We start from the raw sequence: 18,045 nt of genomic DNA on the forward strand, positions 1-18,045 counted from the left end.
TTGCCGGGCTTTATCACTGAAAAAAAGAATATCGGCCCAGGGCTTACGATGGCGCCCGGGGCCGGATGTGGGAGCTTCCTTGACTACTGCCCGTATTCCCCTCGCCCCGAAAAAAAGCGTCCGCACCGCCGCCAGCGCCCTGAGGCATCCGAATTACCGCCGGTTTTTCGGCGGCCAGCTGCTCTCGGTAATCGGCAGCTGGATCCATACCATCGCCTTAGGCTGGCTTATCTGGCGGCTGGGCGTATCTTCGCCGGTGATGCTCGGACTGCTGGCGTTTTGCAGCCAGGGGCCGATTCTGCTGTTTGGCTTGTTTACCGGCGTTATCGTCGATCGCTGCGATCGGCGCCGGTTGGTGCTGGCCACGCAAATCGGCCTGACGCTGCTGGTAACGCTGCTGTCGATACTCACGTTAAACCATTGGATCACAGGTGAAATCGCTATTTTCATCGCCCTCGGTCTAGGCCTTATCAGCGCGTTTGACCTGCCGGGGCGTCAGTCGCTGGTGGTCGATTTGGTGGAATACAACGACCTGGGCAACGCGCTGGCGCTGAACTCGGTGATTTTCAACGGCGCCCGCCTGATCGGACCGGCGCTGGGCGGCGTACTGGTGGATACCGTTGGGGAAGGATGGTGTTTTGCGTTTATCGCCGCCTCTTATGTGCCGCTTATCCTGTTTTTATCCAGCATGCGCATCCCGCAGCGTCCGCCGGTGGCCCGTGCCGGCGGCCTGCTGACCGAGATGGGCGAAGGGCTGGCGTTCCTGCGCCAGGACCCCGACGCCCTGCGTATCCTGCTGCTGGTCGGTTTATGCAGCCTGACCAGCGTGCCCTATTTTTCCTTTTTGCCCATGCTGGCGGATACGGTGTTGAAAGGCGGTCCCGCCGGGTCGGGCATATTGATGAGCATTACCGGCGTTGGCGCGCTCATGGCCGCCCTGCGCCTGGCGTGGAGCAGCGATATCGGCAAGATGCGTCCCTGGCCGATGTGGGCGGCGCTGATGCTGGGCGTGTCGCAGGTGTGCCTGGGCCTGTCGCATCTGTTCTGGCTTAGCGCCCTGATAGCCGCGCCGATAGGCTACGCCATACTGACCCAGAACCTGAGTTCGAATTCGCTGCTGCAGCACCGGGTGCCCGATGCCCTGCGCGGCCGGCTGATGTCGTTTTATTCCATGATGCTGATAGGAACCGTGCCTATCGGCGCCATCATCTGCGGCGGCGCGGCCGAACTGCTCGGGCTGCCGCTCACCATGATCATCGGCGGCGCGGCATGCCTGGCGGGCGTCGCCGCCATCGCCGGCTGGGACCATTTTGGCGCCCGGCGCAACGCATGATTTCACCACTTTCAGCCATTATCGCCGGGAGGCACCCGCATGTCAGACATGATAGACCCATCACTTGTGGTACCGCCGTATCGCCAGATCGTTATCCCATTGTCGGACGGCATCACGCTCGCCGCCCGGCTGTGGCTGCCGGAAACCCCGGCGAAAGTCCCGCTGGTGCTGGAGTGGATCCCCTATCGCCAGTCCGACAATACGGCGGTGGGGGATGCCATGATCCACGGTTTTTTCGCCGCTCACGGCATGGCCGCCATGCGCATCGACCTGCGCGGCAGCGGTAATTCCTCGGGGTTGCTGCATGACGAGTACCTGGCGCGCGAGCAGGATGACGCGGTGGAAGTGATAGCCTGGATTGCCGCTCAGCCATGGAGCAACGGCAGCGTCGGCATGATCGGCATCTCCTGGGGCGGTTTTGCCGCGCTGCAAATCGCCGCCCGTCGTCCGCCGGCGCTGAAGGCTATTATTACCTGCTGTTCCACCGACGATCGTTACGCCGACGACGTGCATTTTATGGGTGGCGCGCTGCTGACCGACGGGCTGCAATGGGGCAGCGGTTTATTTACCCAACTGGGACGGCCGCTGGACCCGGCCCATGTGGGCGAAAGCTGGCGCGATCTGTGGCTGGAGCGCCTCAACGGCATGGAACCGCCGCTCGGCCGCTGGCTGGCGCATATGGAGCGCGACGCGTTCTGGCGCCATGGATCGGTCTGTGAAAACTATGATGATATCCAATGCGCGGTTTATGCGGTGGGCGGCTGGACCGATGGTTATTCCGACGCCATCCTGCGCCTGATGGCCAACCTGAAGGTGCCGCGCAAAGGGCTTATTGGTCCCTGGACCCATATCTATCCCAACTGGGGCACGCCGGGGCCGGCCATCGATTTCCTTGGCGTTTGCCTGCGCTTCTGGCGGCACTGGCTGCTGGGGGAGGAGACCGGCATAATGGACGAGCCGATGCTGGATCTCTGGCAAGGGGAAAACCTGCGTTCCGAACCGTCCTCGCTGACCCTGGACGGCCATTGGCTTACCGCGCCGGGCTGGCCCCCGGCCGCGGCAAGCCGGGATTTTTACCTGGCCGATGGCCGGTTGTCGGACCTGCCGTCCGCGGTCTCGCCGACAACCACCCCGACGCACGGGGCAGTGCCTTGTTTAGCGATCGATACGCCAATGCATTGCGGCCTGATGGGCGGCGAATGGTGTCCGCTGGACGGCGGCGGCAACGCCCCGGAATTCCAGGCGGATCAGCGCCAGGACGACGGCCTGTCGGTCTGTTTTGATACCCCGGTGCTCGACGAGCCGCTCGACCTGTGCGGCAAGGCCGGGCTGGAAGTGGATATCGCCTTTGACAGTCCCTCGGCCATGCTGATTTTGCGCCTGAACGAGGTGGCCGCCGATGGCCGCTCCGCCCGCATTACCTTTGGCATTCACCGGCTGGTGCGCCCCGATGTGCCGGCGGGTCAGGCTTTCCGGGTGGTGCTGCCGCTAAAAGGCGTGGCCTATCGGTTTTCCGCCGGTTGCCGGATACGTCTGGCTCTCTCCACCACCTATTGGCCGATGGCCTGGGCGGAGCCGGGACAGGGGCCGGTCAGACTGCTGCCGCATAGCGCGGTGTTCCGCCTGCCGTCCCGCCCGGACAGCGTCGCGGACCGCGCGCGGCCGTTTGGCCCCGCCCGCTCGGCTCCCGCGCTAGCGCATGAGGTGCTGGCCGCGGAAGTGACCTCGCGCCAGGTACTGTGGGACGCGGCCAGCGGCACGCATCGACTGACCATGGATGCCAAACGGCAGCGGACCCGTATCGGCGAGCTGAGTTTTGACGGCGAGGGCCACGAGTCATACGTTATTGGCGCCACGCCCGAAAGCGCCCGCTGGGAGGCGGTGCGGATGCAGCGTTACCTCCGGCCCGGCTGGCATATCGCGCTGCGCAGCGAAACCGCCCTGGCCTGGAACGATAACGGCCTGCTCCTGACATCCCGTTATGAGGCGCGGGAAAATGGGCAGGTGGTGTTCGAACGGCGGTGGGAACAGCAATTCGCCGCCAGAATCAGCGGCAAACGCCGCTGATTACGTTACTATGATGAACATGACGGGCTTAGTGGTGCGTAACCGGATTGAGTAATATGCAGTCAAACGAACCCATCGTGTTCACTTTTTTGCTGGGCCATGATTTCTCCATGATGAGCCTGGCGTCGGCTATTGAGCCGCTGCGTTCCTACAACCGGCTCTACGAAACAAAAACCTTCGCCTGGCACCTCGCCAGCCTGGCCGGGGATCCGGTTGAGGCGGCCAACGGCATTCCTTTTCCCACCGTGCCGGTTAACGATGTGCTGCCGGCATCCCATTATCTGTTTATCTGCGGCGGCGAACGGGTGGTGGCGCCCAAGTTCGAGCGCGGCTACCTTAAGGCGGTGCGGCAGGCGGCCCGGGCCGGCCTGTTTATCGGCTCGCTGTCCACCGGCACGTTCCTGTTGGCCAAATGCGGCCTGCTCAACGGCTATCGCTGTACTATTCATTGGGAAAGCCGCGCGGCGTTCGGCGAAAGTTATCCGGACATTAACTGCACCCGCAAGATTTTCGAGATCGATCGCAACCGGCTCACCTGCTCCGGCGGGACGGCGGCGATGGATATGATGCTGACCCTGATAGCCGAGCGTTATGGCGACGATCGCGCCACCGCCGTCGCCAATCAGTTCCATCATGAGCGGATCCGCAGCGCCGCCGACGATCAGCGGGGCGGACGTCCCACCCCGGCGCCGATCCCGGCGCCGCTCGGGTCGGCTATCGCCATTATGCAAACCCATATTGAAGACCCCCTGCCGCTGCCCGAGATTTCGGCGCGGGTCGGCATCGGCAGTCGCCAATTGGAGCGCCTGTTCGCCCGCTATTTCGCCAGGACGCCGCAGCGTTATTATCTGGAGCTGCGCCTGGAGCAGGCGCGGGAAATGCTGATTTATTCAGACCTGTCGATTATTGAAATCGCGGTATCCGCCGGTTTTAGTTCCACATCGCATTTCGCCGGCGGTTTCCGGCGCGCGTTCGGCGTGTTGCCGTCGGATATGCGGCGCGCCCGGCATGCCAGAAACCGCTGATGGCGCACAATACCCAGGGCGTATTAATAAAGATCGGTCCGTCGGTCGGCCAGGTATGGATGGTTTCGCCGCCATGCCTTGACTCTTTCCGGGCTGATTTCCGCGGTGATAAACGCCGCTCCTCCGCAGGGCGCCGTCGCGATAATGGTCCCGTCCGGACCGGCCACGCGGCTTTGTCCGACGCAGGGGAACGCGCCGCCCTCGTCGCCGCGATTGGCGAACGCGACGTAACAGCCGTTTTCATAGGCGCGGGCGGGTACCGTATGGCGCGGCACCACGTCGTACCCCACGCTGGTGGCGCTGATGCACAGCAGGCAATCCATACCGTTTGCCGCCAGGAAACGCGCCGCTTCGGGAAAATCCAGGTCGTAGCAGATAAGCAGGCCAAAATTAATCCCCTCGAGCACCACATTGACCAGGCGTTCACCGGGACGGAACAAGGCTGTTTCATAACCGGACCACAGATGGGCCTTACGGTAGTTCGCCAGCACCCGGCCATGGCGGTCGATCACGCGTAGCGCATTGTACAGCCCATCGTCGGCCTGTTCAGCATAACCGAAGGCCAATGCCTGCCGCCTTTCCCGCGCCAGTTCCGCCAGCGCCCGCAGGATGGCGTCGTCCTGCGCCAACGCCATAGCGCGGATGCGCGGCGGATCGTCATATCCGCACAGGGCCAGTTCCGGCAGCATCACCAGGTCGGCGTCCGCCAGGCCATCCAGCGCCGCGCGTACCCATGCCACGATCTCTTCTCTGCCGCCGGGCGCGCCGGTGACCTGGGCGATGCCGATCTTCATGAAGATTCTCCGCCGGCAAGGGCATCGGGGAAAAAGGGGAAATAATCATCCCACCGGCGCGAGAAGACAGACTGCTCATGATCAAACGCGTCCAGACTGGATTCAAGCCGCCAGCCGTCTTTATCCGCGCTCAGGCGATGGGTCACCTCAAGCCTGGCGCACCAGTCGCCGCGCTGGAAACCGGCGCTGCGCACCGCCTCCGACGTGGCGGACAACGGGTCGAGGGCATTCACTCTATAGGTTTCCCGGCCCAGGGCATCCAGGCGCAGGCCGGTTTCCTCCAGCACCAGCGCCCCCAGGTTGCGCACCACCTCCAGGGTGGTGTCGCCGTCATCCATATCCCGGGTCAAGCGCAGACGTCCACGCTGTGGCGCCACGAGGACCTGGGAGGGAACCGCCGGCGGCGACCAGGGCGCGCCGAGATCCGGCGCCGCGCACGGGTCCGTGGCCTGATTGCGCAGCGGCAGTTCAATGTTGCCGCCGCGCAGGGTAATCACGGCGCGCGCCGGCAGCGGCGCGGCCAACGGCCAGTAAGCGGTGGACACGGCCACGCGCAGGCGAAAGCCCGCGGGCAGTTCAAACGCCACGGCCTTCAGCGCCAGCCGCACGGTATAAAACTCACCCGGCGCCAACGGCTCGCAGCGATCGCGCCCGTTGCGCTGGGTCAGGTTAAGCAGGCCATAGGACATGCGGATAGCGCAGCCGTCCGGACCCACCGCGTTCAGGCGTACCGCAATCATGGCCTGCGGGCGGTCGGCGCCAAGCTCAATATTGATGACCGGGCGACCCACAATCTGCAGCGGCGCAGCGGCCGCCGGGCCGTCGAAACAGGCGGAGCCGGCATCGTCCTCGCGCTGGTCGCCGGGCATATCCGGACCCCAGCCATAGGGGCACCACTCTCCCGAGGCGAGGCCGGTGGTGGCCGGAGAACATATGCTGATAGCGAACGGACCCGCCGCATCCCCGCGCAGACCCTCGGGCGCGAGATATAGGCGCCGCGCGCTTATCGAGCCGGAGGGCCATTGACGTTCGGCAACCCACCGGCCGCGCCGCGCGGGATAACGGGCGCGAGGAGGTTCCGCTTCCTGCATCCAATAGGTCAGCATAGGTTCGTCCATGATGCCGGTGGGTTTATTTTTAAGCCAATGATCGAACCAGCGTGTTACATAGCCGATAAAATCCATGCGTGGACCCGGCGTGGCGATATGGGGAAACGCGTGGCCCCATGGGCCGATCAGGCCTTTACGGGGGCCGGCAAGGTTTTCCAGCAGACGCAGCACGGTGTTGGTATAGCCGTCCGCCCAGCCGCCGACCGCCAGTACCGGTATTTGAATAGCGGAATAATCCTCGCACACCGATCCGCTGCGCCAATATTCATCGCGCACCGCGTGGCGCATCCAGCGCGCCGGTGGCGGCTGATCCATGGCCTGCAGCCTTTCCAGCCACATTTCCCGCCAGCGTTCGCCGACAATATCGGGATCGGGAGGCGTCGGCGTCCAGGTCGACAGGGTGGCCCCGTATTGCAGGTTATCGTTTAGCAGCACGCCGCCCATGTAATGCATATCATCGGCATAGCGATCGTCGGTAGAGCAGGCGGTGACTATCGCCTTCAGGGCGGGCGGGCGCAGGGCGGCGATTTGCAGCGCGTTAAAGCCGCTCCAGGAGATGCCAATCATGCCCACCGCGCCCGAGCACCAAGGCTTGGCGGCAATCCAGGCAATGACTTCGCAAGCGTCGGCCCATTCCTGCGGGGTATATTCGTCATTCATCAGGCCGTCGGAATCCCCGGCGCCGCGCATATCGACCCTGACCGCGGCGTAACCCGCCCCGGCCAGGGCCGGATGCAGGACGGCATCATCGCCCCGGTGGCGATCCCGCCGCCGGTAGGGCAGGTACTCCAGGATCGCCGGCACCGGCCGCGGGTTATCCGGTAGCCAGATGCGCGCCGCCAGTCGGCAGCCGTCCGCCAGGGTAATCCATACCGTTTCATCTATCCGCATGGGCATTTTTCCGCACTCGTTCCGATGGTCTTATCTTTGCACAGCGCCCAGCGCGGGCCATGATGAATACGTCATATTTTGCCGTAAATCCGACATGTCACCCCCACGGTCGGGCAGGCCGCCCCGCCGGACCCCGGCGGCGGGCACCGGGCCAGGAGACGGCGCCGCGCTTGCCCTATTGTCCTGACGGGAATTAACGTAAGATATCAGGCGGCATCCGCAACGCCCCAGACTGACACAATATAGCGGATAATCCGACGCGCGCGCCTGGCTACGGGCCATCCATGAAAGCGTCAGGCATAAATTTCACCCTGCCGGGGTTAATTCAAGCCCGGCTGTTTTTGTAGGAATTCCGATGAACCTGGACTGGTATGACTGGCATCAACGCGAGCTGACGCCAAAGCGGCTATATGAGATCCTGGCCCTGCGCAATGCGGTGTTTATTATCGAGCAGCACTGCATTTACCAGGATGTGGATGGCCGGGACCTGGTGGGCGACCATCGCCATGTGGCGGGTTATCTGGACGGCGAGCTTTGCGCTTATGCCCGTATCCTGGTCGAAGGGGAACAATTGTCCATCGGCCGCGTCATTGTGGCGACCAAAACCCGCGGCATGAACCTGGGGCTTCAACTGATGGAGCGCGCGCTATCGTCATGCGCGACGCATTGGCCGGAACGGACCATCCATCTGTCCGCCCAGGCCCACTTGCAGTCGTTTTATGGCCGGTTAGGTTTCCGCGCGATAACGCAGGTGTATGACGAAGACGGCATCCCTCATATCGGCATGGATAACGCCGCCCGGGCATAAACCTATCGCCCTTATTTCCACTGGGATAAACTCATTTCGGCGACAATGCCCGGCCCGAAACCGGCGATGATGGCTTTGCCGCCGGCGCTGAATACGCTGGACTCGTGCATCCGCCGGTAGGCTTCGAAGACCACCGAGCTGGCTATATTGCCGCAATTGACCAGCGTGTCGCGGCTAAATGAAAATTGCTCCCTTTGCACGCCCAGATATTTACATAAATCATCCAGGATTCTCGGTCCGCCCGCATGGATAATATAATTATCAAGTTTGTCTATCTCCCAGCCATGTTTGCGGGCGAACTCCGTCATGACGGGCGCCAGGGGTTTCATGGTGCCCGGCACGCGTTTATCCAGCCGGAAGTGAAAACCGGTATCTTTTACAGCGTAGCGGATCCATTCATCGGTCTCTGGAATGAGATAACTACAATTGCGCTGCAACATCAGCCCATTACCGGAATGGGAAGTGACCGCCGCCGCGGTTATCGCATCACCAAACAGTCCATCGGAAAGCAGGCTGCCGATATCATCGTCGGTAGGCTGGTAACTGAGCGAGCAGAATTCACAGCTGACAATTAATACGTTGCTGCCTGGATGCGCGGTGATGAAATCAAGCGCACGGTTAATCGCCGCACCGCCCGCGGCGCAACCCATTTGCGAAATAGGGATTTGCACGGTATCAAGCGGTAACCCCATTTTATTGATAAGCCATGCGGTTAAGGACGGCATCAAGAAACCGGAGCAGGAAACGTAAATTATTGCCGAAACATCCTTGGCGGTAATATCCGCATGGCTTAGCGCTTCTTCAATTACCGGCGGGACAAGCCGCTTTGATTGATATTCAAAAACCGCATTTCTATAACCAAAGCCAGGATGCAGAGAGGCTAGCTCAATGGGTTGAATTATATGCCGTTTTTTAACGCCGGTATGGGTGATAAGTTCGATGGCCTTATCCAGATTGGGGCTGCCCTTGAATTCCCTTTTGGCTAATTCAATCGTATCATCCAAGGTAATAATATATTCCGGCAGGAAAATTGCTGGTTTGTGTAGTGTAGGCATTTTTAGTATGGCTCCATAATATCTTTATAATAAGTTAATGCGCTGATCGACATCTTTAATTAATAAAAACTAACCGTCATAAGATTGGTTGTAAGAATCCATTTTGTCAATCCTGATAATCGATGGCATAAGGAAAAAAACTTATTCTAGACATATCCTGAAATTTATCATTTTCAGGATAGGAACGGATTTTATTCAGTAATACGTTGATTTATGGCGGGAAATAAACAAGCTTATATCTTGAAAGAAATGATTATTTGCAAATAACTTTTTCTTATGAAATATGGCTAATTTTTATATACCTCCATTGTGGTTAGCATGCTGTAATTATCAATAATAACGACGGTTATTATGGATATAATCCAGTTTAATATACTATCCCGCCCTGAAAAGGCAGCGTAATATACATTATTTTATGGTGACAAGAGGCTGCATAGGCATTTTTCCCATAGGCTATTTATATTGATAAATGAATAATGAGTATGATAATTAATGGTGGGCAGCCAAAAATAGGGTTGTGCCTTGGCGGCGATAAATATCATCAACACCCGCCAAAACGGGTGAAGATAGCTTATGCGGCGTCCAGTTGACGCAATGCGAACAGGCCCATCAGGACGATGCCAAAAGTAATGGCCAGGCTTTGTCCGGCATCCCGGGTCAGCCAAAAGATAGCCTGGGTGCCGCCTTCGCCCAGCGCGCCGGAAAAAGACAATAACCCGAGGTAAAATGTCTTGCGCTGGGTGAAACGGGTCTGCATAGCCAGACCGTATAATTGGCCGAACGCGAGATATCCGCCGAACGCCAGTACCGACAGCGATACCAGCAGGATATAAAAATCATGCATGCCCAGCATGATAAAAAGCAGCGCCGCCAGGATAGCAATCATGCCGATACTGGCATTGCCCATAGTATTGTGTTGAAAGAGAGAGACTCGCCTGAACAGGAAAAAAAGCGCTACCACGATTACGGCGTCAAATGATAGCCAGACATTTACTCCATCCTGTCCCATAAAATGAGAATCCAGTGAGGGTAAAATGGCATAAACAATAGAACATGCCGCCCATACCGAAAGCGCGGCGGTCCAGATCAGAAAAAAGTGTTTATCAAATCCCGGCAGGAGTTTGCCTCCCGTAAGGTGACGCTCATGGTCGGCTACTTTGCCAAGACGGAAGAAGTTATACAAGGTTATCATTAGAATCAGGAAAATAATCGTTACAATGCCTTGATAGATCCTGGCCGGAAGAAAAGCGAAAAACGGGCTGATAAATGCCGACGCGTTTATCAGCATCAAATGTATATTGAAAATATCATGATTGACGCTGTTCCCCGCCAGCAACTTGGCATCCCGGTCGGCTGATTCAATCAAGCTTATCATCATTGTGGCTGCGGCCCCACCGCCGACGCCCGCCAGCAGCGCACAGCCATAGGCTACATGCGGAACCTGCATATGGGCCATTAACAGCAAGGATGACGATTCAACCATGATCCCGGTGGTAAAAATCAACTCCCGCCGGATAAACCGGCTCAGGTAACTGAAGAGCAAAGGGGTACAGCGATACATGAATAAAAGGAATGAGTAAAATAATCCGGTTTGGGCAATGCTCATATCCTTAGCGCCCACCATTTTCAACGGTAAAACAATCGCGACGCCGAGAAAGAGCAGGCGTTCAAAGAAATGCGCGGACAGCAAGTTAACCAAACGATACTCAGCACGCTTGATGGTTATTTCATTATGACCGACAACATTCCCTTTATTTAATGGATTTAACATCAGTAATTATACACTCGTCTCAAATCGTTTTTTTGACTATAGAAATTTACTATTTGCTTATCTTCCTCAAACAGCATTTCAATGAGGCTGCAAATATGTATTAATATAACATTCTGTTCCTCTACAGAGATGACAGGGATCTCCTTCAAAAGATTAAGTGTTATCAGGCCATGCTCTCCCTCTTCATTGATATCAGAGTGTTTTATAATTGGGTGATAAAAGTTTTCCGGCAGACCATTGGTATGACAGGCGTTGATAAAAGCTTTATTAAAGGTATGACTCGGGGTTTCGAACAGCAAAAGCGCGCAAAAGAAACTCAGTAAGTGCTGCCTGGCATAGACTCCCAGGCTGGCGTTAGCCATAAAAGTGGCCGGCAAAGGCTGGCGGGATGATAAGGTGGATTCATCAATGTCTACCGCGGCAAGACAGGCCAGCAACATTTTATCATGATCATATTCCTCGACAAACAGGGTAAGCAGCAGGGTGCGAATCTTGTCGTTAACATTATGGCTTAAAGCGGGAGAAATAATTGCCGAAGACATTTTTACCAGATGATAGTATTCCATGGCAAAGCCGATAATTTCATTTTTTGTAATCTCCCCGGAAGTCATGCGACTGTATAACGGGGAATCGCCGCAATTGTATTGCCATTTTCTTATTACGGGTAACAGGCGGGTATAATAAAAATCTTCCCCGCTCAGCGCTCCGGCCGGCTGTGTTTTCACCCCGTCATCTATCAACCCCAGTTTGTCGAGGTGCTGAATAATCTCAGTGCAGCAAAAGCCTCTTTTATCCGGAAATATCTCCATTAATTTTTGAATGCTATAATTTCCTTGGGCTAATTTATTAAGAAATGAAATAAGGCTTTTCTTGGCATGAGGCGCCACGGCAATGTCACAGCCCTGTTCATGATAATGCAATGAAATACCGGTATCAACAACCGTTATGGCGACGCCTTTCCTGAGCCGTGGTAGACAGAAAAAATTATTCATAAAAGTATTTCTCCCCTTGTCTATTCAAATGGATCGCACAAGGCTATTGCCGCAAGAATAATAATCCCATATGGCTTGATAATATGCGTTGTATAATTCAATGAAAAGATGGGTTTGTCTTTTCATTCTGTTTAAACTTTCTCTGGATATCACCGGGATAGTCGCGAGCAGTTGACGGCCGAAACTGGTATGGTTATGCTTGATGTTTATGAGTGAATGGGATTTTATTTTTTCGACGAATTGCGCATTCATCTTGCCCGACTGCTCCATGGCAATGACATAACTGTCAACCGAGGAGTCCTTCCCTTCAAGTATTTCCATGGTGCTAAAGAAAAACAGCGGATCGCTGGCGGACCAATAGGCGAGGGAATTAGCCAATCCCAGCGTTTCAGGCAGGGGAACCGACGAGGTAATGTCGTTTTCATCCATACCGAGTATCCTTAATGCGGACAGGATAATCTCGGCGTGGCCATGCTCGCTGCAAAAGACGGCGTTCAGTGCCTGCCGGGTCTTGCGACAGCCATGAAAGTGAAGGGCCGGGGCATCGAATGAACTGCCGCGCGCCAGCAGATGGTAGTTCTCAATCGCCATGCCGATAAATACATTTTCCGGTATGAGGTCAGGACTGATGCATTTCTTCCAAAATATATTGTTATATAACGATTTATCCATCAGACGATTTTGAACATCTTCAATTTCAAGTATCGCCTGTTTACCCGTGAGGAATTCTGTCGGCAGGTTTCGGATTAACAGGCCTGATTCCGATAGGCATTCTATAAGGAGCGCCGCATCTTCATGGGATATTTGGGTTTTATTTTTCTTAAGGATTTCAGGGACGGAGGTTTTTCCATCCAATAAGAGAAGGAAATTATACGCTTCTTTAGGCGCCACGGGTAAAACGTTGATGGTAAATTCATCCTCATCTGTGATGGCCACCAGATGATTGTCGGATAAAGTAAGTGTGCAGTTCAGATGGGGGCAATAGTTTAGGTCGCTCATGACAATGACTCCATTAAGAAAGGCACCTCAGGGAGATGCCTTATTGGTTTGCGTTATCATAGGTGCGATGGCATCAGGACAGGACGCGTCTTTTTAGCCACGATGGTGAGTTTGCATTTTGTCACATTCATGATCACTTCTCCTTTTTGTAAAATGCGTGCTGAGGTCAGACACGCATATGGTACTTAATTAGTTCTGCAATTTAAAATTAACTAATAAATTGATAAAATGTATTTATATTCTGTAACCCAGGTGGAATTTATTGTTATTTTTTCATAATTAATTATAAACTAGTGATAATATAAGATATTAATTTTATAAGGGTAAGACCCGTGTGTTCATTGACTTTACACTAAAACATCAGAGTGAAAATTGCAATATGAAAATTTGATAAAATACGCTGAGAGAGGGAACGTTAATATTGATCTTTTATCTGAGAATTTTTTTAAAAGGCCAGTATAAAAACTTAGTAATAATTATTTATGAGTTTATAATATTATTAATTTGAATTGATAGTGCCACATTGTTTATTCAATGGTCAGGCTATAGTAAAAATAGCGTTATTTAATATGTCATGGCGTGCATTAATGGGTATGGGCCGATGAAAAATAAGGCTATCGGCTGATGATAATGATCTGTATTGACGCCGGCCGCTCCAGCGGGCCGGCGGGGTGCGAAGGCCTATCCTTTTTGGAACCGTTCAAACCTGTCCAGCGCTTCGTCAATGGCCGTCTGTAGCTCGGGCCGCGGGGCGGTGAACCAGGTCCATTTCTGTACCGCCAGCATGCCCGCCGAGCGGTCCATCTTGAGATCGAGGGCGGCCACGATTTCATCACCCGCCAGCACCGGCAGCGCAAAATAACCCAGCACCCGTTTATCGGCGGGCACATAGGCTTCAAAGCGATGCTCATAACCAAAGAACAGCTGTAGCCGCTTACGCTGAATGATCAGCGGATCGAAAGGCGACAGGATGGCGGTGCGCGCGGGGGATAAGGGCGCCAGCTCTTGTTCCAGCGCGGCCGGGGCGACCCAGTGCTGGATGTTGGCATGATTGTCGATATGAACCGGCACCAGCTGTTTTTTCGCTACCGCCGCGTCAATCAGCGTGCGGATCGCCGCCTTGGCGCCCGTGTTGCCGAAGCAAACGGAATCAAGGCTTACCATGCCCTGGGAACGCAAGGCCCGCGCCAGAAGATACTGGGCGACCTGCTGAACGGTCGCCGGGCGGGGACGGCGGGGCCAGCCGAAATGGCGCGCGGACAAATCGTAGCTTTTCAGCATGCCGGTGCGTTTGCTAACCGTCAGGTCGCCGCTGAAAAAGCCATAACGCAGCGCGCGCCGCGACGGCTTGCGGCTGCCCCACGGATGCGTCTTTTCCACCAGCACCTCATCGTTGATATCCCGAATCGACAGCGCGCCTTCGTCACGGATGCGTTTTAGCAGCGCGGCGTAATGGCCTGCGTCCAGATCGGCATAGGACGGATGGGGATCGGCGCGAAACTGGTTCATGGCCGGCAGGAACATGCGGTAATCCGCCGTCGGCACATAGGCCAGGGCGTGGGTCCAGTATTCGAATATCGATTTGGCGCCGGACTGCGCCTGTTCCAAATCGGCGCGCCGATAGGCGGGAATACGGGTCTGGAGGATATGGTGGTGGCTGCGTTCGATGACGTTAATGGTATCGATTTGCACATACCCGAGATGCCCGGTGGCTAACCGCACCGCGTCCGGCCCTTCGCCGAAAGGCGCGGCAATATCGAGCCGCTGCGCCCGCAGCCAGATCGCGCGGGCATGCCTGGCGGTCAGCGGGATAGAGGAATTGGCCATGAAATTATCTTTTCTCCCAAAATTATCATCTACGGATAGTAATGCCGGCCGCTGATTTTTTACATGATTAATACGGCGGCGGCGATGCCGCATAATGAGGCGGGTCGCCCTGTTTCGGTGCGAAATGACAAAAACCCAGACCCTGCGCGCGTTAATCGCCCCATTCCCATAGGGTGAGACCTGATTCTCACTTTTGGCATGAATCCTGCTTATTTCTTATTATGACTTTCTCATGAAACCAGGCCGCCCATGTCCGATATGTCCGCGCCAGGCCACCCTGACGGTGTGGCAAACGGGTCTTCCCAGGAACGCGTTTTGCTGATCTTAACCGTGCTGGCGCAATTTAACCGTCCGGCCAACGCGGCGGAATTGATGAAGGCGACCGGGCTGGCGAAAAGCACCCTTTATCGCCAGCTGGCGCTGTTAAAGCGGTGGGACTTTGTTTTTGAGTCGGACAATTTATACGCGCCCGGGCCGGTAAGTTTGCAGCTTTGCCTGGGTTTTAACGCCGTGTCGATGCTCACGCACCACGCCAGGCCGGAGATGGAATGGCTGTCCGCAGGTTCCCGCGAAACGGTGGCGATTACGGTTGCGGTAAATACCCGGGCGGTGTGCGTCGATATGCTGGAGGCGCCCCAGTCGCTGCGCTGCTCTTTTGAAAAAGGGCGCAGCCTGCCCTTAAGGGATGGGGCCACCGCCAAATGCCTGCTGGCCTATCTGCCCGACCCGCAACGCCGGCTTCTGCTTGAGGATGAATTTCCCGATGCGGGCGAGAGAAACCACCGGCAGTCGCAGCTGGAGGACATTCGCGCCCAAGGGTATGCCTGCAGTCATGGCGAGGTGGACGAGGGGGTCTGGGGCGTCAGCGTGCCCCTGTTTGCCTCCGGCGCGGTTTTGCTGGGCGTGTTATCGCTGATGGCGCCTTTACAGCGGGCGGCCGATCGCCAGCCGCAGTTGATAAACCTGACCCGCGAGGCCGCGCAACGTATAAACGCGCGCCTGATGGCGGGTTGATATTCACTCTTTTAATGAAGCAAAAGGAAAAATCATGGCCGTTTTTCGTCCTGTATTAACCCGTCTGTTCGCCGTTGGCATGTTATGCCTGTCCGTAACCTCCTTTGCGCAGGATGCCACGCCGATTAAGGCGGTCACCGACGCGACGTTCCCACCCATGGAGTACATGGATAACGGTAAATTCGCCGGGTTTGATATCGAGCTGGTCGAGGCTATCGGCAAGGCCCTCAACCGCCCCGTCGCCTGGACCAACGTGGACTTCAAAGGGCTGGTGCCAAGCGTAACCGCCAACCGCGCCGATATTGCCGTCTCCGCAATCTATATCACCCCCGCGCGGGCGGAGGTGATCGACTTCACCCACCCTTATCTGAGCGGCGGGCTGGTGGCGATGGTGAAGGAAGGCAATACCGCGATCAACACCCTTGATGACCTGAAAGGCAAAAAAATCAGCGTGCAGGTAGGGACTAAATCGGTGCAGTGGGTGCACGACAATATTCCGTCCGCCCAGGTGGTGGAAGTCGAAAAGAACCAGCAGATGTTCAGCCTGGTGGATATCGGACGCGTTGACGCGGCGGTTACCGGCAAGCCGGCGGCGTTCCAGTATGCGCGCACCAAGGGCGGGGTGCGGATTCTGGCCGATCAGCTGACCAGTGAGGAATACGGTATCGCCGTTCAGAAAAATCAGCCGAAACTGACGGCCGACATCAACGGGGCGATCGATCGGCTCAAGGCTGATGGTACCTATGCCGCCCTGGTGCAGAAATGGTTTCCCGCTTCGACTAAATAAGGCGTCCGCATCGATGCCTTCAGCGATCGGGCCGGGGTGTCGAGTACCTGTAACCGCGGTGTAATGCACGGAAATACCGATGAATCTAGACCTGAACTTTTCACCCGTCTTCGCGGGAACCGGATTGTTGCTGCAAGGCACGCTGGTCACTGTTGAAATCACGCTCTGCGCATTGCTCTTGAGCTGTACGCTGGGCTTATTATTGGGCATAGGCCGGCTTAATCCCGAACGTCGCCTTACCTATGCCTTTTGCAGTGCCTACGTCGCGCTGTTTCGCGGCACGCCGCTGTTGGTTCAACTGTTTATCTGGTATTACGGCCTTCCCCGCCTTGGCCTGGTGCTGCCGTCCTTTATCTGCGGCGTAATCGGCCTGGGGTTGTATTCCAGTTCCTATGTGGCGGAAGTGGTGCGCGGCTCGATTCAATCCATCGAGAAAGGGCAGAATGAGGCGGCGCGTTCGCTTGGCATGTCCGGCGGCCAGGCGATGTATAAGATTATCCTGCCGCAGGCCGTTATCCGCATGATACCGCCGCTGGGCAATGAATTTATCGCGCTGATTAAAAACTCGGCGCTGGTGTCGCTTATCACCATACAGGACGTGATGCAGGCCGGCTCGACCATTATCAGCAACTCTTACCGGGACCTGGAAACCTATCTGGTGATCGCGGCGGTATATTTCTGCCTGACGGGCATGTCGGTCCTGGCGCTGCGTTATGCCGAAAACCGGCTTAAATCGAAAGGGGCGCTGCAATGAAGGCATTACGCGCCAACGGCAATCCCATTATCAAGATCCGCAATCTCGGCAAGCGTTTCGGCGCCAATCGGGTGCTGAACGGTATCGACTTCGAGGTATTCCCCGGCCAGGTGGTGGTGATTATCGGCCCCAGCGGGTCGGGTAAAAGTACCTTCCTGCGTTGCTGCAACGGACTGGAGCAAGCGGAAGAAGGCGATATCGAAATTTGCGGCAGCGCCCTGGTCAGCCAGGGTAAAATGCTGCCCGACGTTGAGCTTAATGAGCTGCGCAAAAACGTCGGCATGGTATTCCAGTCGTTTAATTTATTCCCGCATCTCAGCGTCGTGGACAATATTTGCGTCGCTCCGCAGATGCTGCGGAATGTGAAAAAATCCGAAGCCCGCGCGCAGGCGATTAAATTATTGGCGAAAGTCGGGTTGGCCGCCAAAGCGGACGCGATGCCCAACAGCCTGTCCGGAGGCCAGAAGCAGCGGGTCGCCATTGCCCGCGCGCTGGCCATGGAACCGCTGGTGATGCTGTTCGACGAGCCGACGTCCGCGTTGGATCCCGAACTGGTGGGCGAAGTATTGCGGGTGATGAAAATGCTGGCCCAGGATGGCATGACCATGATTGTGGTCACGCATGAAATGGCCTTTGCCCAGGACGTGGCCGATGTGGTGGTGGTCATGGATGGCGGCGTGATTATCGAGTCGGGACCGCCCGCCACCGTCTTCGGCGCGCCGCGCGAAGAACGGACCAGGACGTTTCTGCAAAGCGTGCAGTCCCGCGCATGAGTACCATGGCGAGGATGGCGCACCGGGTCGGGATTTTGCGGAGTAA

At 56.4% G+C, this 18,045-nt stretch carries 15 protein-coding genes; 8 read left to right on the top strand and 7 right to left on the bottom strand.

The features are described 5' to 3' along the window. Positions 1 to 79 precede the first annotated feature (79 nt). From VGC33_RS16005 to VGC33_RS16015, 3 genes are read left to right on the top strand one after another with little or no spacing between them, the layout of a single operon-like run. Entirely contained in the window at positions 80 to 1,333 is a 1,254-nt protein-coding gene (locus tag VGC33_RS16005) for an MFS transporter (RefSeq protein WP_331121764.1), read from the top strand. A gap of 39 nt (positions 1,334 to 1,372) precedes the next feature. Beyond that, positions 1,373 to 3,400, top strand: a complete 2,028-nt coding sequence (locus tag VGC33_RS16010; protein ID WP_331121765.1) for a CocE/NonD family hydrolase — start codon at positions 1,373 to 1,375, stop codon at positions 3,398 to 3,400. A 56-nt stretch (positions 3,401 to 3,456) separates the two neighbouring features. Then, a complete protein-coding gene (locus tag VGC33_RS16015) occupies positions 3,457 to 4,425 on the top strand; it encodes a GlxA family transcriptional regulator (RefSeq protein WP_331121766.1) in 969 nt (322 codons plus the stop codon). 23 nt (positions 4,426 to 4,448) lie between these two features. Here the strand turns inward: VGC33_RS16015 and VGC33_RS16020 are convergent, their stop codons facing one another. Next, complete coding sequence (locus VGC33_RS16020; protein WP_331121767.1) at positions 4,449 to 5,219, bottom strand: nitrilase-related carbon-nitrogen hydrolase; 771 nt, start codon at positions 5,217 to 5,219, stop codon at positions 4,449 to 4,451. Next, entirely contained in the window at positions 5,216 to 7,219 is a 2,004-nt protein-coding gene (locus VGC33_RS16025) for a CocE/NonD family hydrolase (protein WP_331121768.1), read from the bottom strand. Before VGC33_RS16025 ends, VGC33_RS16020 begins: the two co-directional genes overlap by 4 nt. A 355-nt stretch (positions 7,220 to 7,574) precedes the next feature. Here VGC33_RS16025 and VGC33_RS16030 point away from each other — a divergent pair, with 355 nt between their 5' ends. Further along, positions 7,575 to 8,027: a GNAT family N-acetyltransferase gene (locus VGC33_RS16030; protein WP_331121769.1), complete on the top strand. Its 453-nt coding sequence runs from the start codon at positions 7,575 to 7,577 to the stop codon at positions 8,025 to 8,027. Positions 8,028 to 8,038: 11 nt separating this feature from the next. On the opposite strand, the gene VGC33_RS16035 is transcribed toward VGC33_RS16030, so the two are convergent. The 5 genes from VGC33_RS16035 to VGC33_RS16055 all read right to left on the bottom strand — a co-directional run bounded on the left by VGC33_RS16035 (position 8,039) and on the right by VGC33_RS16055 (position 14,671). Next, positions 8,039 to 9,082: a type III polyketide synthase gene (locus VGC33_RS16035; RefSeq protein ID WP_331121770.1), complete on the bottom strand. Its 1,044-nt coding sequence runs from the start codon at positions 9,080 to 9,082 to the stop codon at positions 8,039 to 8,041. Between the two features lie 571 nt (positions 9,083 to 9,653). Then, complete coding sequence (locus VGC33_RS16040) at positions 9,654 to 10,781, bottom strand: hypothetical protein (protein WP_331121771.1); 1,128 nt, start codon at positions 10,779 to 10,781, stop codon at positions 9,654 to 9,656. Between the two features lie 71 nt (positions 10,782 to 10,852). After that, entirely contained in the window at positions 10,853 to 11,845 is a 993-nt protein-coding gene (locus tag VGC33_RS16045) for an iron-containing redox enzyme family protein (protein WP_331121772.1), read from the bottom strand. 24 nt (positions 11,846 to 11,869) lie between these two features. Further along, positions 11,870 to 12,844 (bottom strand): hypothetical protein, encoded by a 975-nt coding sequence (locus VGC33_RS16050; protein ID WP_331121773.1) that lies wholly within the window; start codon positions 12,842 to 12,844, stop codon positions 11,870 to 11,872. Between the two features lie 681 nt (positions 12,845 to 13,525). Next, complete coding sequence (locus VGC33_RS16055; RefSeq protein ID WP_331121774.1) at positions 13,526 to 14,671, bottom strand: winged helix-turn-helix domain-containing protein; 1,146 nt, start codon at positions 14,669 to 14,671, stop codon at positions 13,526 to 13,528. A 315-nt stretch (positions 14,672 to 14,986) separates the two neighbouring features. Here VGC33_RS16055 and VGC33_RS16060 point away from each other — a divergent pair, with 315 nt between their 5' ends. The 4 genes from VGC33_RS16060 to VGC33_RS16075 all read left to right on the top strand — a co-directional run bounded on the left by VGC33_RS16060 (position 14,987) and on the right by VGC33_RS16075 (position 17,999). After that, on the top strand, positions 14,987 to 15,685 hold the full coding sequence (locus VGC33_RS16060) for an IclR family transcriptional regulator (protein ID WP_331121775.1): 699 nt from the start codon (positions 14,987 to 14,989) through the stop codon (positions 15,683 to 15,685). A 34-nt stretch (positions 15,686 to 15,719) separates the two neighbouring features. Further along, positions 15,720 to 16,472, top strand: coding sequence for a transporter substrate-binding domain-containing protein (locus VGC33_RS16065; protein ID WP_331121776.1), 753 nt, complete (start codon positions 15,720 to 15,722; stop codon positions 16,470 to 16,472). A gap of 79 nt (positions 16,473 to 16,551) precedes the next feature. Then, positions 16,552 to 17,226 (top strand): amino acid ABC transporter permease, encoded by a 675-nt coding sequence (locus VGC33_RS16070; protein WP_331121777.1) that lies wholly within the window; start codon positions 16,552 to 16,554, stop codon positions 17,224 to 17,226. Positions 17,227 to 17,252: 26 nt separating this feature from the next. After that, entirely contained in the window at positions 17,253 to 17,999 is a 747-nt protein-coding gene (locus tag VGC33_RS16075) for an amino acid ABC transporter ATP-binding protein (RefSeq protein ID WP_331121798.1), read from the top strand. The last annotated feature ends 46 nt before the right edge of the window (positions 18,000 to 18,045 follow it).

The organism is Acerihabitans sp., assembly GCF_036398755.1.
Lineage (GTDB): Bacteria > Pseudomonadota > Gammaproteobacteria > Enterobacterales > Enterobacteriaceae > Acerihabitans.